The organism is Enterobacter sp. C3_dUdeg (assembly GCF_057536195.1).
In genome coordinates, this window is the sequence record NZ_BAAKFX010000001.1 from 274,862 (window position 1) to 292,056 (window position 17,195).

Genomic DNA, 17,195 nt, shown 5'->3' on the forward strand with positions numbered 1-17,195 from the left:
GGTCATCATGGAAAAATTAACCTGTTTTAAAGCCTACGATATTCGCGGCAAGCTGGGCGAAGAGCTGAATGAAGACATCGCGTGGCGCATTGGCCGCGCGTACGGCGAATATTTAAAACCGCAGACCATCGTGCTGGGCGGCGACGTGCGTCTGACCAGTGAATCCCTCAAGCTGGCCCTGGCGAAAGGGCTGCAGGACGCGGGCGTGGACGTGCTGGATATCGGCCTTTCCGGGACCGAGGAAATTTACTTTGCCACCTTCCACCTGGGCGTGGACGGCGGTATCGAAGTGACGGCCAGCCACAACCCGATGGACTACAACGGGATGAAGCTGGTGCGCAAGGGCGCGCGCCCTATCAGCGGCGACACCGGCCTGCGCGACGTGCAGCGCCTGGCGGAAGCCAACGACTTCCCGCCGGTGAACGACGCGAAGCGCGGCAGCTACAAAAAAATCAACCTGCAGAAAGAGTACATCGACCACCTGCTGGGCTACATCAACGTGGCGAACCTCAAGCCGCTGAAGCTGGTCATCAACTCCGGTAACGGCGCGGCCGGCCCGGTCGTGGATGCGCTGGAAGCCCGCTTTAAGGCGCTGAACGTGCCGGTGACCTTCGTCAAGGTACACAACACCCCGGACGGCAACTTCCCGAACGGTATTCCTAACCCGCTGCTGCCGGAGTGCCGCGACGACACCCGCAACGCGGTGATTGAGCACGGCGCGGACATGGGCATCGCCTTTGACGGCGACTTCGACCGCTGCTTCCTGTTCGACGAGAAAGGGCAGTTCATCGAGGGCTACTACATTGTCGGCCTGCTGGCGGAAGCGTTTCTTGAGAAAAACCCGGGCGCGAAAATCATTCATGACCCGCGCCTTTCCTGGAACACCGTCGACGTGGTGTCTGCCGCAGGCGGCACGCCGGTGATGTCCAAAACCGGCCACGCCTTCATCAAAGAGCGTATGCGCGAAGAAGACGCCATCTACGGCGGCGAGATGAGCGCCCACCACTACTTCCGTGATTTTGCCTACTGCGACAGCGGGATGATCCCGTGGCTGCTGGTCACCGAGCTGCTGTGCCTGAAGGGGCAGACGCTGGGCGAGCTGGTGCGCGACCGCATGGCGGCGTTCCCGGCGAGCGGTGAGATCAACAGCAAGCTGGCGCAGCCGGCCGAGGCCATTGCCCGCGTGGAGCAGCACTTTGCGATCCACGCGCTGGAAATTGACCGTACGGACGGCATCAGCATGGCGTTCCCGCAGTGGCGCTTCAACCTGCGCTCGTCCAACACCGAGCCGGTGGTGCGCCTGAACGTGGAGTCCCGTGCTGACACGGCGCTGATGGAAGCCCGAACGAAGGACATTCTGGCGCTGTTGAATCAGTAACAATTGCCCCTCCCGGCGGGAGGGGGAACCGAATACAGGAACAACGATGACGAATCTAAAAAAACGCGAACGAGCGAGAACGAATGCATCGTTAATCTCTATGGTGCAGCGTTTTTCTGATATCACCATCATGGTCGGTGGATTGTGGGCGGTGTGTCGGATCGGCGGGCTGCCGTTCTTATATATGCATCTGCTGATGGCACTCATTGCGCTGGTCGTGTTTCAGATGATCGGCGGGATGACCGATTTCTACCGCTCGTGGCGCGGCGTGAAAATGACCACCGAACTGATGCTGTTGCTGCAGAACTGGACCCTGAGTCTGATCTTCAGCGCAGGCCTGGTAGCCTTCAGCCATGATTTTGATAATCGCCTCGTCACCTATCTCTGCTGGTATTTGATCACCAGCGTCGGCATGGTGGTGTGCCGTTCCCTGATCCGTTTCGGCGCGGGCTGGCTGCGTAACCGCGGTTATAACCGTCGCTTCGTTGCGGTAGCGGGCGATCTGCCGGTTGGTAAGGTTCTGCTCGACAGCTTCCGCAAAGAGCCGTGGTTAGGGTTTGAAGTGGTCGGAATTTATCACGACGCGAAGCCGGGCGGCGTGCCGTCGGACTGGGCGGGCAATTACGAACAGCTTATTGAAGATGCGAAAGCCGGTAAAATTCACAACGTCTACATCGCTATGCAGATGAGAGACGAATCCCGCATTAAGCAACTGATGCGCGAGCTGGCGGACACCACCTGTTCGGTGATCCTGATCCCGGACGTCTTTACCTTCAACATCCTTCATTCACGCATTGAAGAAGTGAACGGCGTGCCGGTGGTACCGCTGTACGACACCCCGCTGTCGGGCATTAACCGCGTGCTCAAGCGTGCGGAAGATATCGTGCTCTCTTCGCTGATTTTACTGCTCATCTCCCCGGTGCTGTGCTGCATTGCCCTCGCGGTGAAGCTGAGCTCTCCCGGCCCGGTTATCTTCCGCCAGACCCGCTACGGTATGGACGGTAAGCCGATTATGGTGTGGAAATTCCGCTCCATGAAGGTGATGGAAAACGACAAGGTGGTGACCCAGGCAACGCAGAACGATCCGCGCGTCACCCGCGTGGGGAACTTCCTGCGCCGCACCTCGCTGGACGAGCTGCCGCAGTTTATCAACGTCTTCACCGGCGGCATGTCGATTGTTGGCCCGCGTCCCCACGCGGTGGCGCACAACGAGCAGTACCGCTCGCTGATTGAAGGCTACATGCTGCGCCATAAGGTGAAGCCGGGCATTACCGGCTGGGCGCAGATCAACGGCTGGCGCGGCGAAACCGACACGCTGGAAAAAATGGAAAAACGTATCGAATTCGATCTGGAGTACATCCGTGAATGGAGTATCTGGTTCGATATCAAGATTGTTTTTCTGACCATCTTCAAAGGTTTCGTGAACAAAGCGGCGTACTAAGATGAGCTTACGTGAAAAAACCATCAGCGGGGCGAAGTGGTCAGCGATGGCGACCATCGTCATCATTGGCCTCGGTCTGGTGCAGATGACCGTGCTGGCGCGCATTATTGATAATCACCAGTTCGGCCTGCTGACCGTCTCGCTGGTGATTATCGCGCTGGCCGATACGCTGTCTGATTTTGGTATCGCCAACTCGATTATCCAGCGCAAAGAGATCAGCCATCTTGAGCTGACTACGCTCTACTGGCTGAACGTGGGGCTGGGAATTTTCGTGTTCGTGCTGGTGTTCCTGCTGAGCGACACCATCGCCAGCGTGCTGCACAACCCGGATCTGGCTCCGCTGATGCGCACGCTGTCGTTTGCTTTCGTGGTGATCCCGCACGGGCAGCAGTTCCGCGCGCTGATGCAGAAAGAGCTGGAGTTCAACAAGATCGGCATGATTGAGACCAGCGCGGTGCTGGCGGGCTTTACCTTCACCGTGGTGAGCGCCCATTTCTGGCCGCTGGCGATGACCGCCATCCTCGGATACCTGGTTAACTCTGCCGTGCGTACGCTGCTGTTCGGCTACTTTGGCCGCAAGATTTACCGTCCCGGACTGCATTTCTCTCTCGCGTCCGTTTCGTCCAACCTGCGCTTTGGCGCGTGGCTGACGGCGGACAGCATCATCAACTATGTGAATACCAACCTGTCGACGCTGGTGCTGGCGCGTATTCTTGGCGCGAGCGTGGCGGGGGGCTACAACCTGGCCTACAACGTCGCGGTGGTGCCGCCGATGAAGCTGAACCCGATCATCACCCGCGTCCTGTTCCCGGCGTTCGCCAAGATTCAGGACGACACCGAGAAGCTGCGCGTTAACTTCTACAAGCTGCTTTCCGTGGTGGGGATCATCAACTTCCCGGTGCTGCTGGGGCTGATGGTGGTTTCCAGCAACTTCGTGCCGCTGGTGTTTGGCGAGAAGTGGAACGGCATCATCCCGATCCTGCAGCTGCTGTGCGTGGTGGGGCTGCTGCGCTCCGTGGGGAATCCGATTGGTTCCCTGCTGATGGCAAAAGCGCGCGTGGATATCAGCTTTAAGTTCAACGTGTTTAAAACCTTCCTGTTTATTCCGGCGATTATCGTCGGCGGGCATATGGCGGGCGCCATCGGCGTCACGCTGGGCTTCCTGCTGGTGCAGGTAGTCAATACCGTTCTGAGCTACTTCATCATGATCAAGCCGGTGCTGGGCTCCAGCTACCGTCAGTACATCCTGAGCCTGTGGCTGCCGTTCTATCTCTCATTGCCGACCCTGGCGGTGAGCTACGGCCTGGGCATCATCCTCAGTGGTCACCTGCCGCTGGCCGCGCTGCTGGCGGTGCAGGTTGCCGCGGGGGCGCTGGCATTTGGCGTGATGATTGTGCTGTCACGCAATGCGCTGGTGGTGGAGATGAAGCGCCAGTTTTGCCGTAACGAAAAAATGAAAACGCTGCTTCGCGCAGGCTAGTTATTTAAGAGGCCATTATGAAATTATTAATTCTTGGCAACCATACCTGCGGCAACCGTGGCGACAGCGCCATCCTGCGCGGTTTACTGGATGCAATTAACACCCTTAAGCCTGAGACTGAAGTGGACGTGATGAGCCGTTATCCGGTCAGCTCATCCTGGTTACTGAACCGCCCGGTGATGGGCGACCCGCTCTACAGCCAGATGAAACAGCATAACAACGCCGCGGGCGTGATGGGTCGGGTGAAGAAAGTGCTGCGCCGTCGCTACCAGCACCAGGTGCTGCTTTCCCGCGTGACCGATACCGGCAAGCTGCGCAATATTGCTATCGCACAGGGCTTTACCGATTTTGTCCGTCTGCTGTCCGGCTACGACGCCATTATCCAGGTCGGCGGATCGTTCTTCGTCGATCTCTACGGCGTGCCGCAGTTTGAGCATGCGCTCTGCACCTTTATGGCGAAAAAGCCGCTGTTTATGATTGGCCACAGCGTCGGGCCATTCCAGGATCCGCAGTTTAACCAGCTCGCAAACTACGTGTTCGGCCACTGCGACGCGCTGATCCTGCGCGAGTCGGTCAGCCTCGACATGATGAAGCGCAGCGAAATTGACACCTCAAAAGTTGAGCACGGCGTGGACACCGCGTGGCTGGTGGATCACCAGGACGACAGCTTCCAGCCGAGCTACGCGGTGCAGCACTGGCTCGACGTGGCGGCGAAACAGAAAACCGTCGCGATTACCCTGCGCGAGCTGGCGCCCTTCGATAAGCGTTTAGGTACGACCCAGGCGGCGTATGAGAAAGCCTTCGCCGACGTGGTGAACCGCGTGCTGGACAGCGGGTACCAGGTGCTGGCGCTCTCCACCTGCACCGGCATCGACAGCTACAACAAAGACGACCGTATGGTGGCGCTGAACCTGCGCAATCTGGTGAACGATCCGTCCCGCTATCACGTGGTGATGGACGAACTGAACGATCTGGAGATGGGCAAGCTGCTCTCCGCCTGCGACCTGACCGTCGGCACGCGCCTGCACTCCGCCATTATCTCCATGAACTTTGGCACGCCGGCCATTGCCATCAACTACGAACACAAATCAGCAGGCATCATGCAGCAGCTCGGTATGCCGGAAATGGCCGTGGATATCCGTCATCTGCTCGATGGTTCGCTCGGTGCGATGGTGGGCGACACGCTCGGCCAGCTGCCTGCGATCAATGAACGCCTGGCGGTGGCGGTGAAAGCCGAGCGCGAGAAGGGCATTGGGATGGTGAAATCGGTACTTGACCGCGTACGGGAGGGGAAATGAAGGTTGGTTTCTTCTTACTGAAATTTCCGCTGTCGTCTGAAACGTTTGTCCTGAACCAAATCACCGCGTTTATCGATATGGGATATGACGTGGAGATTATCGCCCTGCAAAAGGGCGATACCAAAAATACCCATGCGGCGTATACCCAGTATGGGCTGGAGGCGAAAACCCGCTGGCTGCAGGATGAGCCGTCCGGGAGGCTGAGCAAGCTGCGCCACCGGGCCAGCCAGACCTTGCGCGGGATCCACCGCGCGTCGACGTGGCGGGCGCTGAATGTTTCCCGCTATGGTTCCGAATCCCGCAATCTGATCCTGTCGGCCATCTGCGGGCAAACCGCGCAGCCGTATCGTGCCGACGTCTTTATCGCCCACTTTGGCCCCGCGGGCGTCACCGCCGCGAAGCTGCGCGAACTGGGCGTGATTGACGGCAAAATTGCGACCATCTTCCACGGTATCGATATCTCCAGCCGCGAAGTGCTGAACCACTACACGCCGGAGTATCAGCAGCTGTTCAGGCGCGGCGACATGATGCTGCCTATCAGCGACCTGTGGGCCGGACGCCTGAAAAACATGGGCTGCCCGGGAGAGAAAATTGCCGTTTCGCGTATGGGCGTGGACTTAACGCGCTTCACTCGCCGTCCTGTCAAGGTGCCGGGAAAACCGCTGCAGATCATCTCCGTTGCTCGCCTGACCGAGAAGAAAGGCCTGCATGTGGCCATTGAAGCCTGTCGCCAGCTGAAAGCGCGCGGGGTGGATTTCCACTATCGCATTCTCGGCATTGGGCCGTGGGAGCGTCGTCTGCGCACGCTTATCGAACAGTATCAGCTGGAAGATGTCGTAGAGATGCCGGGGTTCAAGCCGAGCCACGAGGTCAAGGCCATGCTCGACGAGGCTGATGTCTTTCTGCTGCCTTCCGTAACGGGCGCCGATGGCGATATGGAAGGCATTCCGGTGGCGCTGATGGAGGCGATGGCCGTAGGTATTCCGGTGGTATCAACCCTGCACAGCGGGATCCCGGAGCTGATTAAGTCTGACCACTCCGGCTGGCTGGTGCCGGAGAATAACGCGATGGCCCTTGCGGACCGATTAGCAGCCTTCAGCGATATTGACCAGCAGGCGCTGGAGCCCGTGCTCCAGAACGCCCGACAAAAAGTGGAAACCGATTTTAACCAGCAGGTGATTAACCGCCAGTTAGCGAGCCTGCTGCAAACGTTGTAACGCCGAGGATGTATGCTGAAAAAGATTACCCGACGCAACTTTGTCTCTTCTCTCTCCGTTCTGGCGGTCACGCCGCTGCTGTCGTCACGCATCGCGCGGGCGGCAAGCGGCAGAACGGTCTCTGTTAATCAGTACAATAACAACGACTGGATCGCCGCTTTTAAGCAGGCGTTTAATGACGGCGACACCGTCGTGGTCCCTGCCGGGCTTACCTGCGAAAACATCAATACCGGCATTTTCATTCCCGACGGTAAAACGCTGCTGATCCGCGGGGCGTTAACCGGCAACGGGCGCGGCCGCTTTGTTCTGCAGGAAGGCAGCAAAGTGATAGGCGAAGGTGCTGGCCGCACGGAGAACATCACGCTCGACGTTCGCGGCTCTGACTGCGTTATCAAAGGGCTGGCCATGAGCGGTTTTGGCCCGGTGACGCAGATCTACATCGGCGGCAAGAAACCGAGCGTAATGCGCAATTTGCTGATTGATAACATCAGCGTAAGCCAGGCCAACTACGCCATCCTGCGCCAGGGTTTCCACAACCAGGTGGACGGAGCCCGCATCACCAACAGCAAATTTAGCCATCTCCAGGGGGATGCGATCGAGTGGAACGTTGCCATCAACGATCGCAATATCCTGATCTCTGACCATGTCATCGACAACATCAACTGCACCAACGGCAAGATCAACTGGGGCATCGGCATTGGCCTCGCCGGCAGCACCTACGATAACGACTATCCGGAGAAGCAAACCGTCAAGAACTTCGTGGTGGCAAACATCACCGGCAGCAACTGTCGCCAGCTGGTGCACGTTGAAAACGGTAAACATTTTGTTATCCGCAATATTAAGGCCAAAAATATAACTCCCGACTTCAGTAAAAAGGCGGGAATAGACAACGCCACGGTGGCCATTTATGGCTGTGATAATTTCATTATTGATAATGTCGACATGGTGAACAGTGCCGGAATGTTAATCGGCTATGGGGTGATAAAAGGCGATTATTTGTCCATCCCGCAGAACTTCAAGCTCAACAATATTCATCTCGATAATCGTCAGCTTGCGTATAAATTGCGCGGAATACAGATTTCATCCGGTAACGCCACCTCGTTTGTGGCGATAACCAACGTGGAGATGCAGCGGGCGACGCTTGAACTGCACAACAAGCCGCAGCATCTTTTTTTACGCAACATCAATGTGATGCAGGAAGCCGCTGTGGGGCCCGCCCTGAAGATCAACTTCGACCTGCGCAAGGATGTGCGGGGTAAATTCATGGCGAAAGACGAGACGTTGCTGTCGCTGGCGAACATAAAAGCAGTGAATGAGAAGGGGCAAAGCTCGGTCGATATTGACCGGGTCGACCAGCAGGTAGTGAATGTGGAAAGGCTTAACTTTGCGCTTCCGCACAGATAATCGACAATCAGCAGTTTTGAGACTATTCCTGGCATAAAAGCGCGATCTAATCAGATTACAACTACAGAAATTTGTGATGCTAAGGCGTAACATTGCCCAAGGATTACGGCAAATCATGCTGGCGAAAACAGGTTTAAGAGCTATAATTCGTCAACCATTTTAAGGTGGAAGAAATAATGATTAATTTGAAAGCAGTCATTCCGGTAGCAGGCCTGGGCATGCATATGCTGCCAGCCACAAAAGCCATTCCTAAAGAGATGCTGCCGATCGTCGATAAGCCAATGATTCAGTACATTGTCGATGAGATTGTTGCTGCAGGGATCAAAGAAATCGTCCTGGTTACGCACTCCTCCAAGAATGCGGTAGAAAACCACTTCGACACCTCTTACGAACTCGAAGCGCTGCTTGAGCAGCGCGTCAAACGCCAGCTGCTGGCGGAAGTGCAGTCTATTTGCCCGCCGGGCGTGACCATCATGAACGTGCGTCAGGCGCAGCCGCTGGGCCTGGGCCACTCTATCCTGTGTGCTCGTCCGGTTGTGGGTGATAACCCATTCATTGTTGTTCTTCCGGACATCATCATCGATACCGCTTCTGCCGATCCGCTGCGTTACAACCTGGCGGCAATGGTGGCGCGTTTCAATGAAACCGGCCGCAGCCAGGTGCTGGCGAAACGCATGAAGGGCGATCTCTCTGAGTACTCCGTTATCCAGACTAAAGAACCGCTGGAAACGGAAGGGCAGGTGAGCCGCATCGTTGAGTTCATCGAAAAACCGGATCAGCCACAGACGCTGGATTCGGACCTGATGGCGGTTGGCCGTTACGTTCTGAATGCCGATATCTGGGCAGAGCTGGAAAAAACCGAGCCAGGCGCCTGGGACCGTATTCAGCTGACCGACGCGATTGCCGAACTGGCGAAAAAACAGTCCGTTGACGCTATGCTGATGACCGGCGACAGCTATGACTGCGGTAAGAAAATGGGGTATATGCAGGCGTTCGTGAACTATGGACTGCGTAACCTGAAGGAAGGGGCGAAGTTCAGAACCCGTATTGAGAAGTTGCTCGCAAGCGACTGATATTGCTGCAACGTCTTGAACAAGCGGCAGTCATTATTTTGGTGTATTGAAATATAGCCAAAATGATGACTGCCGCTTTTTGTTATTAATCCCATGATTACAGAGAGTTATAGGGTCTTAATCTGGATCGCTTTGTAGCGATTTGTGCTTGTTTCTGAGGTCGTTTAGGACGACAATTAACGCCAGTTTTTGTCTGGATCCAGACAAAAAAATCATTTAATCAGACATCGCTCAGTGCACTGGTAGCTGTTAAGCCAGGGGCGGTAGCGTGCTCAATTTCTGAAACCGTCAATAAATGCTCAGGTTTCAGAACGCCAGTATCCAGACATATACTAGACGGAACAGATAACGTGAAAATTCTTGTGACGGGCGGGGCCGGCTTTATCGGCTCAGCGGTTGTACGACATATTATTAAAAATACCCAGGACGACGTCGTCAATGTGGATAAGCTGACCTATGCCGGCAACCTTGAGTCGCTTAGTGAAGTCAGCGACAGCGATCGATATGCTTTTGAGCATGCGGATATTTGCGATAAAGACGCCATGGATCGCATTTTCGCAAAACATAAGCCTGATGCGGTGATGCACCTGGCCGCCGAAAGTCACGTCGATCGTTCTATTACCGGCCCGGCTGCGTTTATCGAAACCAATATCGTCGGCACTTATGTACTGCTGGAAGCCGCTCGTGCGTACTGGTCAACGTTGGATGAACAGGCGAAGAAAGCGTTTCGTTTCCACCACATATCAACCGACGAAGTGTATGGTGATTTGCCGCATCCTGATGAGCACCCGGCATCAGCTGAGCTGCCGCTCTTCACTGAAACCACAGCTTATGCGCCTAGCAGCCCGTATTCGGCGTCGAAAGCCTCCAGCGATCACTTGGTTCGTGCCTGGCTGCGTACCTACGGTTTCCCGACTATCGTCACCAACTGTTCGAATAACTACGGCCCGTACCATTTCCCGGAAAAGTTGATCCCGCTGGTTATTTTGAATGCGCTGGACGGTAAAGCTCTGCCTATTTACGGCAAGGGCGATCAAATCCGTGACTGGTTGTATGTCGAAGATCACGCGCGTGCACTCTATACCGTTGTCACTCAGGGGAAACCGGGGGAGACATACAATATCGGTGGGCATAACGAGAAGCAGAACCTGGACGTAGTCCATGCGATTTGCGATCTGCTTGATGAGATTGTGCCGAAAGAGGGCTCTTATCGCGATCAGATTACGTATGTTGCTGACCGTCCCGGTCATGACCGCCGCTATGCAATCGATGCGCATAAAATTGGTGTTGAACTAGGCTGGAAGCCTGAGGAGACGTTCGAAAGCGGGATTCGTAAGACGGTGGAATGGTATCTGAGCAATCAGAATTGGGTTACTAACGTGAAAAGCGGTGCTTATAAGAGTTGGATCGAGCAGAACTACGGGGAACGTTAATAATGAATATTCTTCTGTTCGGTAAAACAGGGCAGGTGGGGTGGGAACTCCAACGAGCACTAGCTCCATTAGGTAATTTGATCGCGGTTGATGTACATTCAGAAGAATATTGCGGGGATTTTAGCAATCCTGAAGGGATCGCTGAAACCGTTAGTGCAATTAAACCAGACATCATTGTTAATGCGGCGGCGCATACAGCAGTAGACAAGGCTGAATCTGAGCCGGATTTTGCCAGACTCCTCAACGCAACGAGCGTTGAAGCTATAGCCAAAGAAGCCGCTAAAATAGACGCATGGGTTGTTCACTACTCTACCGACTATGTATTCCCTGGTGACGGTGAAACGGCATGGCGTGAAACGGATTCGACTGCTCCGCTGAATGTATACGGTGAGACAAAGCTTGAAGGTGAAAAGGCATTGCAGGCGCATTGCCCTAAGCATCTTATTTTCCGGACCAGTTGGGTATATGCGGGGAAGGGCAACAATTTCGCTAAAACGATGTTGCGGCTCGCAAAAGAGCGTCAGGAACTCTCCGTTATCAACGATCAAGTTGGTGCTCCAACGGGCGCTGAGTTGTTAGCAGACTGCACAGCGCATGCTATTCGTGTCGCAATGATGAAACCAGAAGTTGCTGGCCTCTACCATCTGGTCGCGTCGAATACGACAACCTGGTACGACTATGCGGCATTGGTGTTTGATGAGGCCAAAAAAGCAGGTGTTGAGTTGGCTATTGAAAAGCTTAATGCTGTTCCAACATCGGCTTACCCAACTCCTGCGCGTCGACCGAAAAATTCACGCTTGAACACAGAGAAGTTTCAGGCGAATTTTGATCTTGTACTGCCCTCCTGGGATATTGGCGTAAAACGAATGCTCGCTGAGCTTTTTACGACTCAATCAATTTAAGAAGATAAATGCCCTTACATGGGCATTTGGCATTTATAGAGAAAAAATGATGGCTACGCGTAAAGGTATTATTCTTGCCGGTGGTTCTGGCACTCGTCTGTACCCGGTGACCATGGCGGTGAGTAAACAACTACTGCCAATTTATGACAAACCAATGATTTACTACCCGCTGTCAACACTCATGTTGGCAGGGATAAAAGATATTCTTATTATAAGCACTCCACAAGACACACCACGTTTTGAACAATTGCTGGGTGATGGCAGCCAGTGGGGACTGAATCTGCAATATAAAGTACAGCCAAGTCCAGATGGTCTTGCACAGGCGTTTATCATCGGTGAAGAGTTTATCGGCAATGACAGCTGCGCTTTGGTGCTGGGTGATAATATTTTCTACGGACATGATCTACCGAAGCAACTTGAAGCCGCAGTGAGTAAAGATAATGGCGCTACGGTATTCGCCTATCATGTTAATGATCCTGAACGCTACGGTGTAGTGGAATTTGATAAGAACGGCACCGCAATCAGTCTGGAAGAAAAACCGTTAGAACCGAAGAGTAATTACGCTGTCACAGGGCTGTATTTCTATGATAATGACGTAGTAGAAATGGCAAAAAATCTGAAGCCGTCTGCTCGTGGTGAGTTAGAAATTACAGATATTAACCGTATTTATCTTGAGCAGGGGCGCTTATCTGTGGCAATGATGGGGCGCGGATACGCGTGGCTGGATACGGGTACACATCAGAGTCTGATAGAAGCAAGTAATTTTATTGCGACAATTGAAGAGCGCCAGGGATTGAAGGTTTCCTGTCCTGAAGAAATTGCATTTCGTAAAGGATTTATTGACGCGGAACAAGTTAATCGCTTAGCGCAGCCATTATCTAAAAATGCTTACGGTCAATATCTTTTAAAAATTGCGAAAGGACTCTAAAATGAATATTATTAGAACAAGCATTCCAGATGTACTTATTTTAGAACCCAAGATATTTAGTGATGAGCGTGGGTTTTTTATGGAGAGTTACCATCAGGACAAATTTAATAAGATTATTGGACGTGAGATAGAATTTGTTCAAGATAACCACTCAAAATCAGCAAAAGGAGTATTAAGGGGGCTTCACTTTCAGAAAGGTGATGATTCACAAGGTAAGCTAATTCGCTGTATAAGAGGTGCAATTTTCGATGTTGCAGTAGATCTTCGTATTAACTCAGGAACATTTGGAAAATGGGTCGGGGAATACATTTCTGCTGAGAATAAAAAACAAATTTGGATACCAGAAGGTTTTGCACATGGTTTCTTAGTCATGAATGATGAGTCAGAAATAGTTTATAAAGCTTCATCTTTTTATAATCCTAATGCAGAAGAAACAATTAAATGGAACGATGAGGACTTGAATATTAACTGGCCGGAGCAACCATCATCATTGTCATTAAAAGACCAAAATGGTATCTCATTAGAAAAATACTTAAGCGAGTGTAAAAATGAAAAATAAAATCCCAGTCACGCAACCACATTTGCCAGAATTGAAAGAATTCTATCCATATCTTGAAAAGATTTGGGATAACAAATGGCTAACTAATAATGGACCATTCCACCAACAACTTGAACAAGAATTGTGTAATTATTTAGGTGTGAAATATATTTCATTATTTACAAATGCGACAATTGCACTTGTTACAGCACTACAAGCATTGCGAATTAAAGGTGAAGTAATTACTACACCTTATTCATTTGTTGCAACATCTCATTCCATTTTATGGAATAACTTAAAACCTGTTTTTGTTGATATTGAAATGGATGGGTTTAATATAGATCCGAAAAAAATTGAGGAGGCAATAACACCTCAGACAACAGCTATCATGCCAGTCCATTGCTACGGATACCCTTCAAAAATTGAAGAGATTCAAAAGATTGCTGATAATTACGGATTAAAAGTTATTTACGATGCAGCACATGCATTTGGGGTAAACTATAAAGGTGAAAGTATTCTTCAGTGCGGGGATCTTTCAATACTTAGCTTCCATGCCACAAAAGTGTTTAATACTTTTGAAGGTGGGGCAATTGTTTCACCGGACGCTAAAACAAAGGAAAGGATAGATCGTCTTAAAAATTTTGGATTTGTCGATGAGTTAACAGTTACAGCTCCGGGCATAAACGGTAAAATGAGTGAGGTGAATGCTGCGTTTGGCCTTTTACAACTGAAACATGTGGACAGTGCAATCAAATCCAGAGAAGTTATAGATACTGCTTACAGACAAGATTTGAAAGAATTCCCGCATTTATCGTTGCCAGAAAAAAGTAGCGTAAGTAATAGCAATTACTCATATTTTCCTCTGTTAGTTGAAGAATCAAATAAATTTAGCCGTGATGGGCTTTATGATTATCTAAAAAATCATAGCATTCTATCAAGGAAATATTTCTACCCTTTGATAAGTAATATGCCAATGTATCGAGGTTATGAGTCATCCTCGATCGAAAGATTACCTAATGCAAATCTTACTGCAGAAAAAGTATTATGCCTTCCAATTTTTGCTGCAATGACAGAAGAACAGTATTCCTATATAATCGATACTATAAGAGGGTATTTCTATGGCATACATGACTGAAGAGCAATTAAAAGAAATGGGTTTTAATTCTCTTGGAAGTAATGTTTTATTATCAACGAAAGCATCGTTTTATAATGCGTCAAAAATATCTTTTGGTAATAATGTCAGAGTTGATGACTTTTGCATTCTATCTGCAGGTGAAAATGGCATCTCTGTCGGGAACTATGTTCATATAGCTGCATATTCATCTTTGATAGGTGCTGAACACATTAAGCTTGAAGATTTCAGTGGATTATCCTCTAGAGTGTCAATCTACTCAAGTAGTGACGATTATTCTGGAAATTGGATGACAAATCCAATGGTGCCTAATGAATTCACAAATGTCATAACCAAACCCGTAGTGATCTGTAAACACGTAATTATTGGTTGTGGCAGTGTGGTACTTCCAGGTGTGGTAATAAATGAAGGAACAGCGATAGCTGCACAATCATTAGTAAAGAAAACCTGTGAACCATTTAGTATTTATCATGGGAATCCCGCTAAAAGAATAATGGCAAGGAAAATGGGAGTAAAAGAATTTGAGCAAAAAATGTTGAAAGAATTTAAAACACATGTCTAAAATAAAAAAAAATATTTTTGCGAATTACTTCGGTGTAATAGTAACAACAGCTTTATCGTTTCTTGTTGTTCCATTTTATCTTAAATTGCTCGGTCAAGATGCTTTTGGATTAGTCGGTATTGCTTCATTAATCCAGGGATGGGTTATGCTGTTAAATTCTGGTCTAGCTCCAGTAACTGGTAGAGAAGCAGCAAAAGCCTATTCCGGAGGTGGAGACTGGAAAATCGCAGCATCTTTTTTCCGCACCGTCGATATATTTCTCATTTCGCTTTCATGCATCGTTGCTATCATTTTTGTTATAATAAGTAAACCATTATCCTTAATGTGGATAAAAAGTAACACACTTGATACTTCAACAATTGCGTTAGCGCTATGTTTATTGGTAATAATGACATTATTCAGATTATTAACCAGTGTAACGAGAGGGATATTAATTAATGTTGATATGCAGGTATGGCTAAATAATAATTTGATTATATTCAGTATGCTTAGATTTGCTGCAAGCATACCTTTATTACATTTTTATCCAAGTGTAAATTTCCTTTTTGCTTGGTGGTTAATTATTTCAATTGTTGAATATGTAATTACTCAGCAAAAAGTGTGGGGTCTAGTCCCAGTTAAATTAACATTATTTACATTCAACTCTAACTTGCTCAAAGAACAGTGGAGGATAATAGCAGCTCTGGCGTCAACCAGTTTGATTTGGGTTCTTATAACAAACATGGATAAGTTAATATTATCAACTTATCTAACCCTTGAGAACTATGGTTTTTATAGTATAAGTACACTACTATCAAGCGGCATTATAATTCTGGCTCAGCCTATTGCTCAAGCTTTTCAGCCCAGGATGACCAGTTCATTCTCAGTCGATGGAATAACTAAAGCAGAGAAAATATTAGAGAACGCAACTCGGTGGGTTGTTTGTCTTATTTTTCCTGTTGCTATGATATTATGTTTTTATCCATTGCAAGTTATATATATATGGACAGGGAATCTTGATGCATCATCCCAAGCTGGTAATCTTCTTCCTGGTTACACCTTTGGAAATATTTTCATAGCTTTAGGTTCATTACTATATGCATTTCAGGTTTCTGTTGGAGTTGTAAGAAAACACTTGCAAGGGAATATATTACTTTGCGCGATCTATCTTCCATTGTTGCCAATAGTTGTCACAAAGTATGGAGCTCTAGGGGTTTCAATGCTTTGGGCTATGATTAATATATCTTATTTTATATTTTGGAACCTTCATTTACTAAATAAAATAACGTTAACCCTATATCCAAAATGGATTTTCCGGGATTGTTTATTACCTCTTCTTTTTAACATAACAATTGCGTATATTGTGCAATCCTCTTTCCCATTGTCAGTTTTTGATTCGCGTATTAAACTCGTTGCAGAGTTATTTTTCTTGAGTTCATTGTTCTTTATATTAAATTTTGTATATATTCGATTAATTCAGAGTAGGTTCTCCTGATGAACAAATATGCACCAATTGCGGTCTATACTTATAATAGATTTGAACATTTTCGTCAGACTATTACTGCACTGGAAAAAAATATTCTCGCAAAAGAATCTACTATTTATATAGTTTCAGATGCCGCTGCTTCTGAAAAAGATGAGGAGAACGTAAAGAAAATTAGGGATTTCTCAAGGAAAATAAAGGGTTTTTTGTCAGTTGAATTGGTTTTTAGACAGAGTAACCTGGGTCCAGCGAAAAGCATATTTGGAGCTGAGCGTGAGATAATTGATCTTCACGGTAAAATTATCTCAATGGAAGATGATAACTTAACATCTTCTAATTTTTTAAGTTTCATGAACTCTGGTCTGGAGTATTTCAAAGATGAGTCTTCTGTATATTCAATTTGTGGATATTGCCCTCCTGTCGATTTAACACCAAATTTAAATGGCGATATATGGTTTTATCCATGGAATATTTCTTGGGGTTATGCTACATGGAAACATAAATACGATTTGTTGAACCCATTAATTAATAACTATGAACAATTAAAAGAAAATGGGATCTTGAAAAAAATAAATAGAATGGGGGGCTTATATATTACTGACTCCCTAAAAAGAGATTATAAAAAACAGGCTCATTTCCCTGACGCTGTACTTTGTAGCAATATGACCAGACTTGATATGGTGTCTGTATTACCGATGAAATCAAAAGTATTAAATATTGGGAACGATGGCTCTGGAACAAGTAGAGGCGTAAATACTGATAAATATAATGTAGAGCTTGATGATGGTGATAAATTAGAATTCTCTTTTGAATGTAATAAAATTAATTCAATGTCGAGCACAAAAAAAGTTTCAAAATTTTATAACGGAAAAAAAATCACACAGATAGCGAGATATCTTGGCGTTTATCAACATCTCTTACAGTTAAAACAATTTTATAAATGAGAA

General features: G+C 48.9%; 15 protein-coding genes. All 15 read left to right on the forward strand.

Annotated features, from left to right (window positions below; translation table 11 throughout):
• The first annotated feature begins 7 nt into the window (after window positions 1–7).
• The 15 genes from cpsG to AC27FC_RS01275 all read left to right on the forward strand — a co-directional run bounded on the left by cpsG (window position 8) and on the right by AC27FC_RS01275 (window position 17,192).
• Window positions 8–1,378 carry a colanic acid biosynthesis phosphomannomutase CpsG gene (cpsG, locus tag AC27FC_RS01205; protein ID WP_023312395.1) on the forward strand — a complete coding sequence of 457 codons (1,371 nt, stop codon included), beginning with the start codon at window positions 8–10 and terminating at the stop codon, window positions 1,376–1,378.
• A 46-nt stretch (window positions 1,379–1,424) separates the two neighbouring features.
• Window positions 1,425–2,819: an undecaprenyl-phosphate glucose phosphotransferase gene (gene wcaJ, locus AC27FC_RS01210; RefSeq protein ID WP_033145973.1), complete on the forward strand. Its 1,395-nt coding sequence runs from the start codon at window positions 1,425–1,427 to the stop codon at window positions 2,817–2,819.
• A 1-nt stretch (window position 2,820) separates the two neighbouring features.
• A complete protein-coding gene (wzxC, locus tag AC27FC_RS01215; protein ID WP_023312393.1) occupies window positions 2,821–4,299 on the forward strand; it encodes a colanic acid undecaprenyl disphosphate flippase WzxC in 1,479 nt (492 codons plus the stop codon).
• 17 nt (window positions 4,300–4,316) lie between these two features.
• Complete coding sequence (gene wcaK / locus AC27FC_RS01220) at window positions 4,317–5,597, forward strand: colanic acid biosynthesis pyruvyl transferase WcaK (RefSeq protein ID WP_032658813.1); 1,281 nt, start codon at window positions 4,317–4,319, stop codon at window positions 5,595–5,597.
• Window positions 5,594–6,814: a colanic acid biosynthesis glycosyltransferase WcaL gene (wcaL, locus tag AC27FC_RS01225; RefSeq protein ID WP_033145971.1), complete on the forward strand. Its 1,221-nt coding sequence runs from the start codon at window positions 5,594–5,596 to the stop codon at window positions 6,812–6,814. Before wcaK ends, wcaL begins: the two co-directional genes overlap by 4 nt.
• A gap of 12 nt (window positions 6,815–6,826) precedes the next feature.
• Window positions 6,827–8,218 carry a colanic acid biosynthesis protein WcaM gene (wcaM, locus tag AC27FC_RS01230; protein WP_112778366.1) on the forward strand — a complete coding sequence of 464 codons (1,392 nt, stop codon included), beginning with the start codon at window positions 6,827–6,829 and terminating at the stop codon, window positions 8,216–8,218.
• 176 nt (window positions 8,219–8,394) lie between these two features.
• Complete coding sequence (gene galF, locus AC27FC_RS01235) at window positions 8,395–9,291, forward strand: GalU regulator GalF (protein ID WP_112778367.1); 897 nt, start codon at window positions 8,395–8,397, stop codon at window positions 9,289–9,291.
• Window positions 9,292–9,641: 350 nt separating this feature from the next.
• Complete coding sequence (gene rfbB, locus AC27FC_RS01240; protein WP_112778368.1) at window positions 9,642–10,724, forward strand: dTDP-glucose 4,6-dehydratase; 1,083 nt, start codon at window positions 9,642–9,644, stop codon at window positions 10,722–10,724.
• 2 nt (window positions 10,725–10,726) lie between these two features.
• A complete protein-coding gene (gene rfbD, locus AC27FC_RS01245; RefSeq protein WP_112778369.1) occupies window positions 10,727–11,626 on the forward strand; it encodes a dTDP-4-dehydrorhamnose reductase in 900 nt (299 codons plus the stop codon).
• Between the two features lie 49 nt (window positions 11,627–11,675).
• A complete protein-coding gene (gene rfbA, locus AC27FC_RS01250; RefSeq protein ID WP_112778370.1) occupies window positions 11,676–12,554 on the forward strand; it encodes a glucose-1-phosphate thymidylyltransferase RfbA in 879 nt (292 codons plus the stop codon).
• Between the two features lies 1 nt (window position 12,555).
• Window positions 12,556–13,113: a dTDP-4-dehydrorhamnose 3,5-epimerase gene (gene rfbC / locus AC27FC_RS01255; protein ID WP_126327784.1), complete on the forward strand. Its 558-nt coding sequence runs from the start codon at window positions 12,556–12,558 to the stop codon at window positions 13,111–13,113.
• Window positions 13,103–14,227 carry a dTDP-4-amino-4,6-dideoxy-D-glucose aminotransferase VioA gene (gene vioA / locus AC27FC_RS01260; protein ID WP_196355236.1) on the forward strand — a complete coding sequence of 375 codons (1,125 nt, stop codon included), beginning with the start codon at window positions 13,103–13,105 and terminating at the stop codon, window positions 14,225–14,227. Before rfbC ends, vioA begins: the two co-directional genes overlap by 11 nt.
• A complete protein-coding gene (locus AC27FC_RS01265; RefSeq protein WP_112778445.1) occupies window positions 14,211–14,786 on the forward strand; it encodes an acyltransferase in 576 nt (191 codons plus the stop codon). The genes vioA and AC27FC_RS01265 overlap by 17 nt, the downstream gene beginning before the upstream one ends.
• On the forward strand, window positions 14,779–16,260 hold the full coding sequence (locus tag AC27FC_RS01270) for a lipopolysaccharide biosynthesis protein (RefSeq protein WP_487159829.1): 1,482 nt from the start codon (window positions 14,779–14,781) through the stop codon (window positions 16,258–16,260). Before AC27FC_RS01265 ends, AC27FC_RS01270 begins: the two co-directional genes overlap by 8 nt.
• A complete protein-coding gene (locus tag AC27FC_RS01275) occupies window positions 16,260–17,192 on the forward strand; it encodes a hypothetical protein (protein WP_126327787.1) in 933 nt (310 codons plus the stop codon). Before AC27FC_RS01270 ends, AC27FC_RS01275 begins: the two co-directional genes overlap by 1 nt.
• Window positions 17,193–17,195: the final 3 nt, after the last annotated feature.

What these genes read in the sequence shown, in the direction of transcription:
- cpsG (WP_023312395.1), top strand. Translation starts at nt 8, where the DNA reads ATGGAAAAATTAACCTGTTTTAAAGCCTACGATATTCGCGGCAAGCTG.
- wcaJ (WP_033145973.1), top strand. Translation starts at nt 1,425, where the DNA reads ATGACGAATCTAAAAAAACGCGAACGAGCGAGAACGAATGCATCGTTA.
- wzxC (WP_023312393.1), top strand. Translation starts at nt 2,821, where the DNA reads ATGAGCTTACGTGAAAAAACCATCAGCGGGGCGAAGTGGTCAGCGATG.
- wcaK (WP_032658813.1), top strand. Translation starts at nt 4,317, where the DNA reads ATGAAATTATTAATTCTTGGCAACCATACCTGCGGCAACCGTGGCGAC.
- wcaL (WP_033145971.1), top strand. Translation starts at nt 5,594, where the DNA reads ATGAAGGTTGGTTTCTTCTTACTGAAATTTCCGCTGTCGTCTGAAACG.
- wcaM (WP_112778366.1), top strand. Translation starts at nt 6,827, where the DNA reads ATGCTGAAAAAGATTACCCGACGCAACTTTGTCTCTTCTCTCTCCGTT.
- galF (WP_112778367.1), top strand. Translation starts at nt 8,395, where the DNA reads ATGATTAATTTGAAAGCAGTCATTCCGGTAGCAGGCCTGGGCATGCAT.
- rfbD (WP_112778369.1), top strand. Translation starts at nt 10,727, where the DNA reads ATGAATATTCTTCTGTTCGGTAAAACAGGGCAGGTGGGGTGGGAACTC.
- rfbA (WP_112778370.1), top strand. Translation starts at nt 11,676, where the DNA reads ATGGCTACGCGTAAAGGTATTATTCTTGCCGGTGGTTCTGGCACTCGT.
- rfbC (WP_126327784.1), top strand. Translation starts at nt 12,556, where the DNA reads ATGAATATTATTAGAACAAGCATTCCAGATGTACTTATTTTAGAACCC.
- vioA (WP_196355236.1), top strand. Translation starts at nt 13,103, where the DNA reads ATGAAAAATAAAATCCCAGTCACGCAACCACATTTGCCAGAATTGAAA.
- AC27FC_RS01265 (WP_112778445.1), top strand. Translation starts at nt 14,211, where the DNA reads ATGGCATACATGACTGAAGAGCAATTAAAAGAAATGGGTTTTAATTCT.
- AC27FC_RS01270 (WP_487159829.1), top strand. Translation starts at nt 14,779, where the DNA reads ATGTCTAAAATAAAAAAAAATATTTTTGCGAATTACTTCGGTGTAATA.
- AC27FC_RS01275 (WP_126327787.1), top strand. Translation starts at nt 16,260, where the DNA reads ATGAACAAATATGCACCAATTGCGGTCTATACTTATAATAGATTTGAA.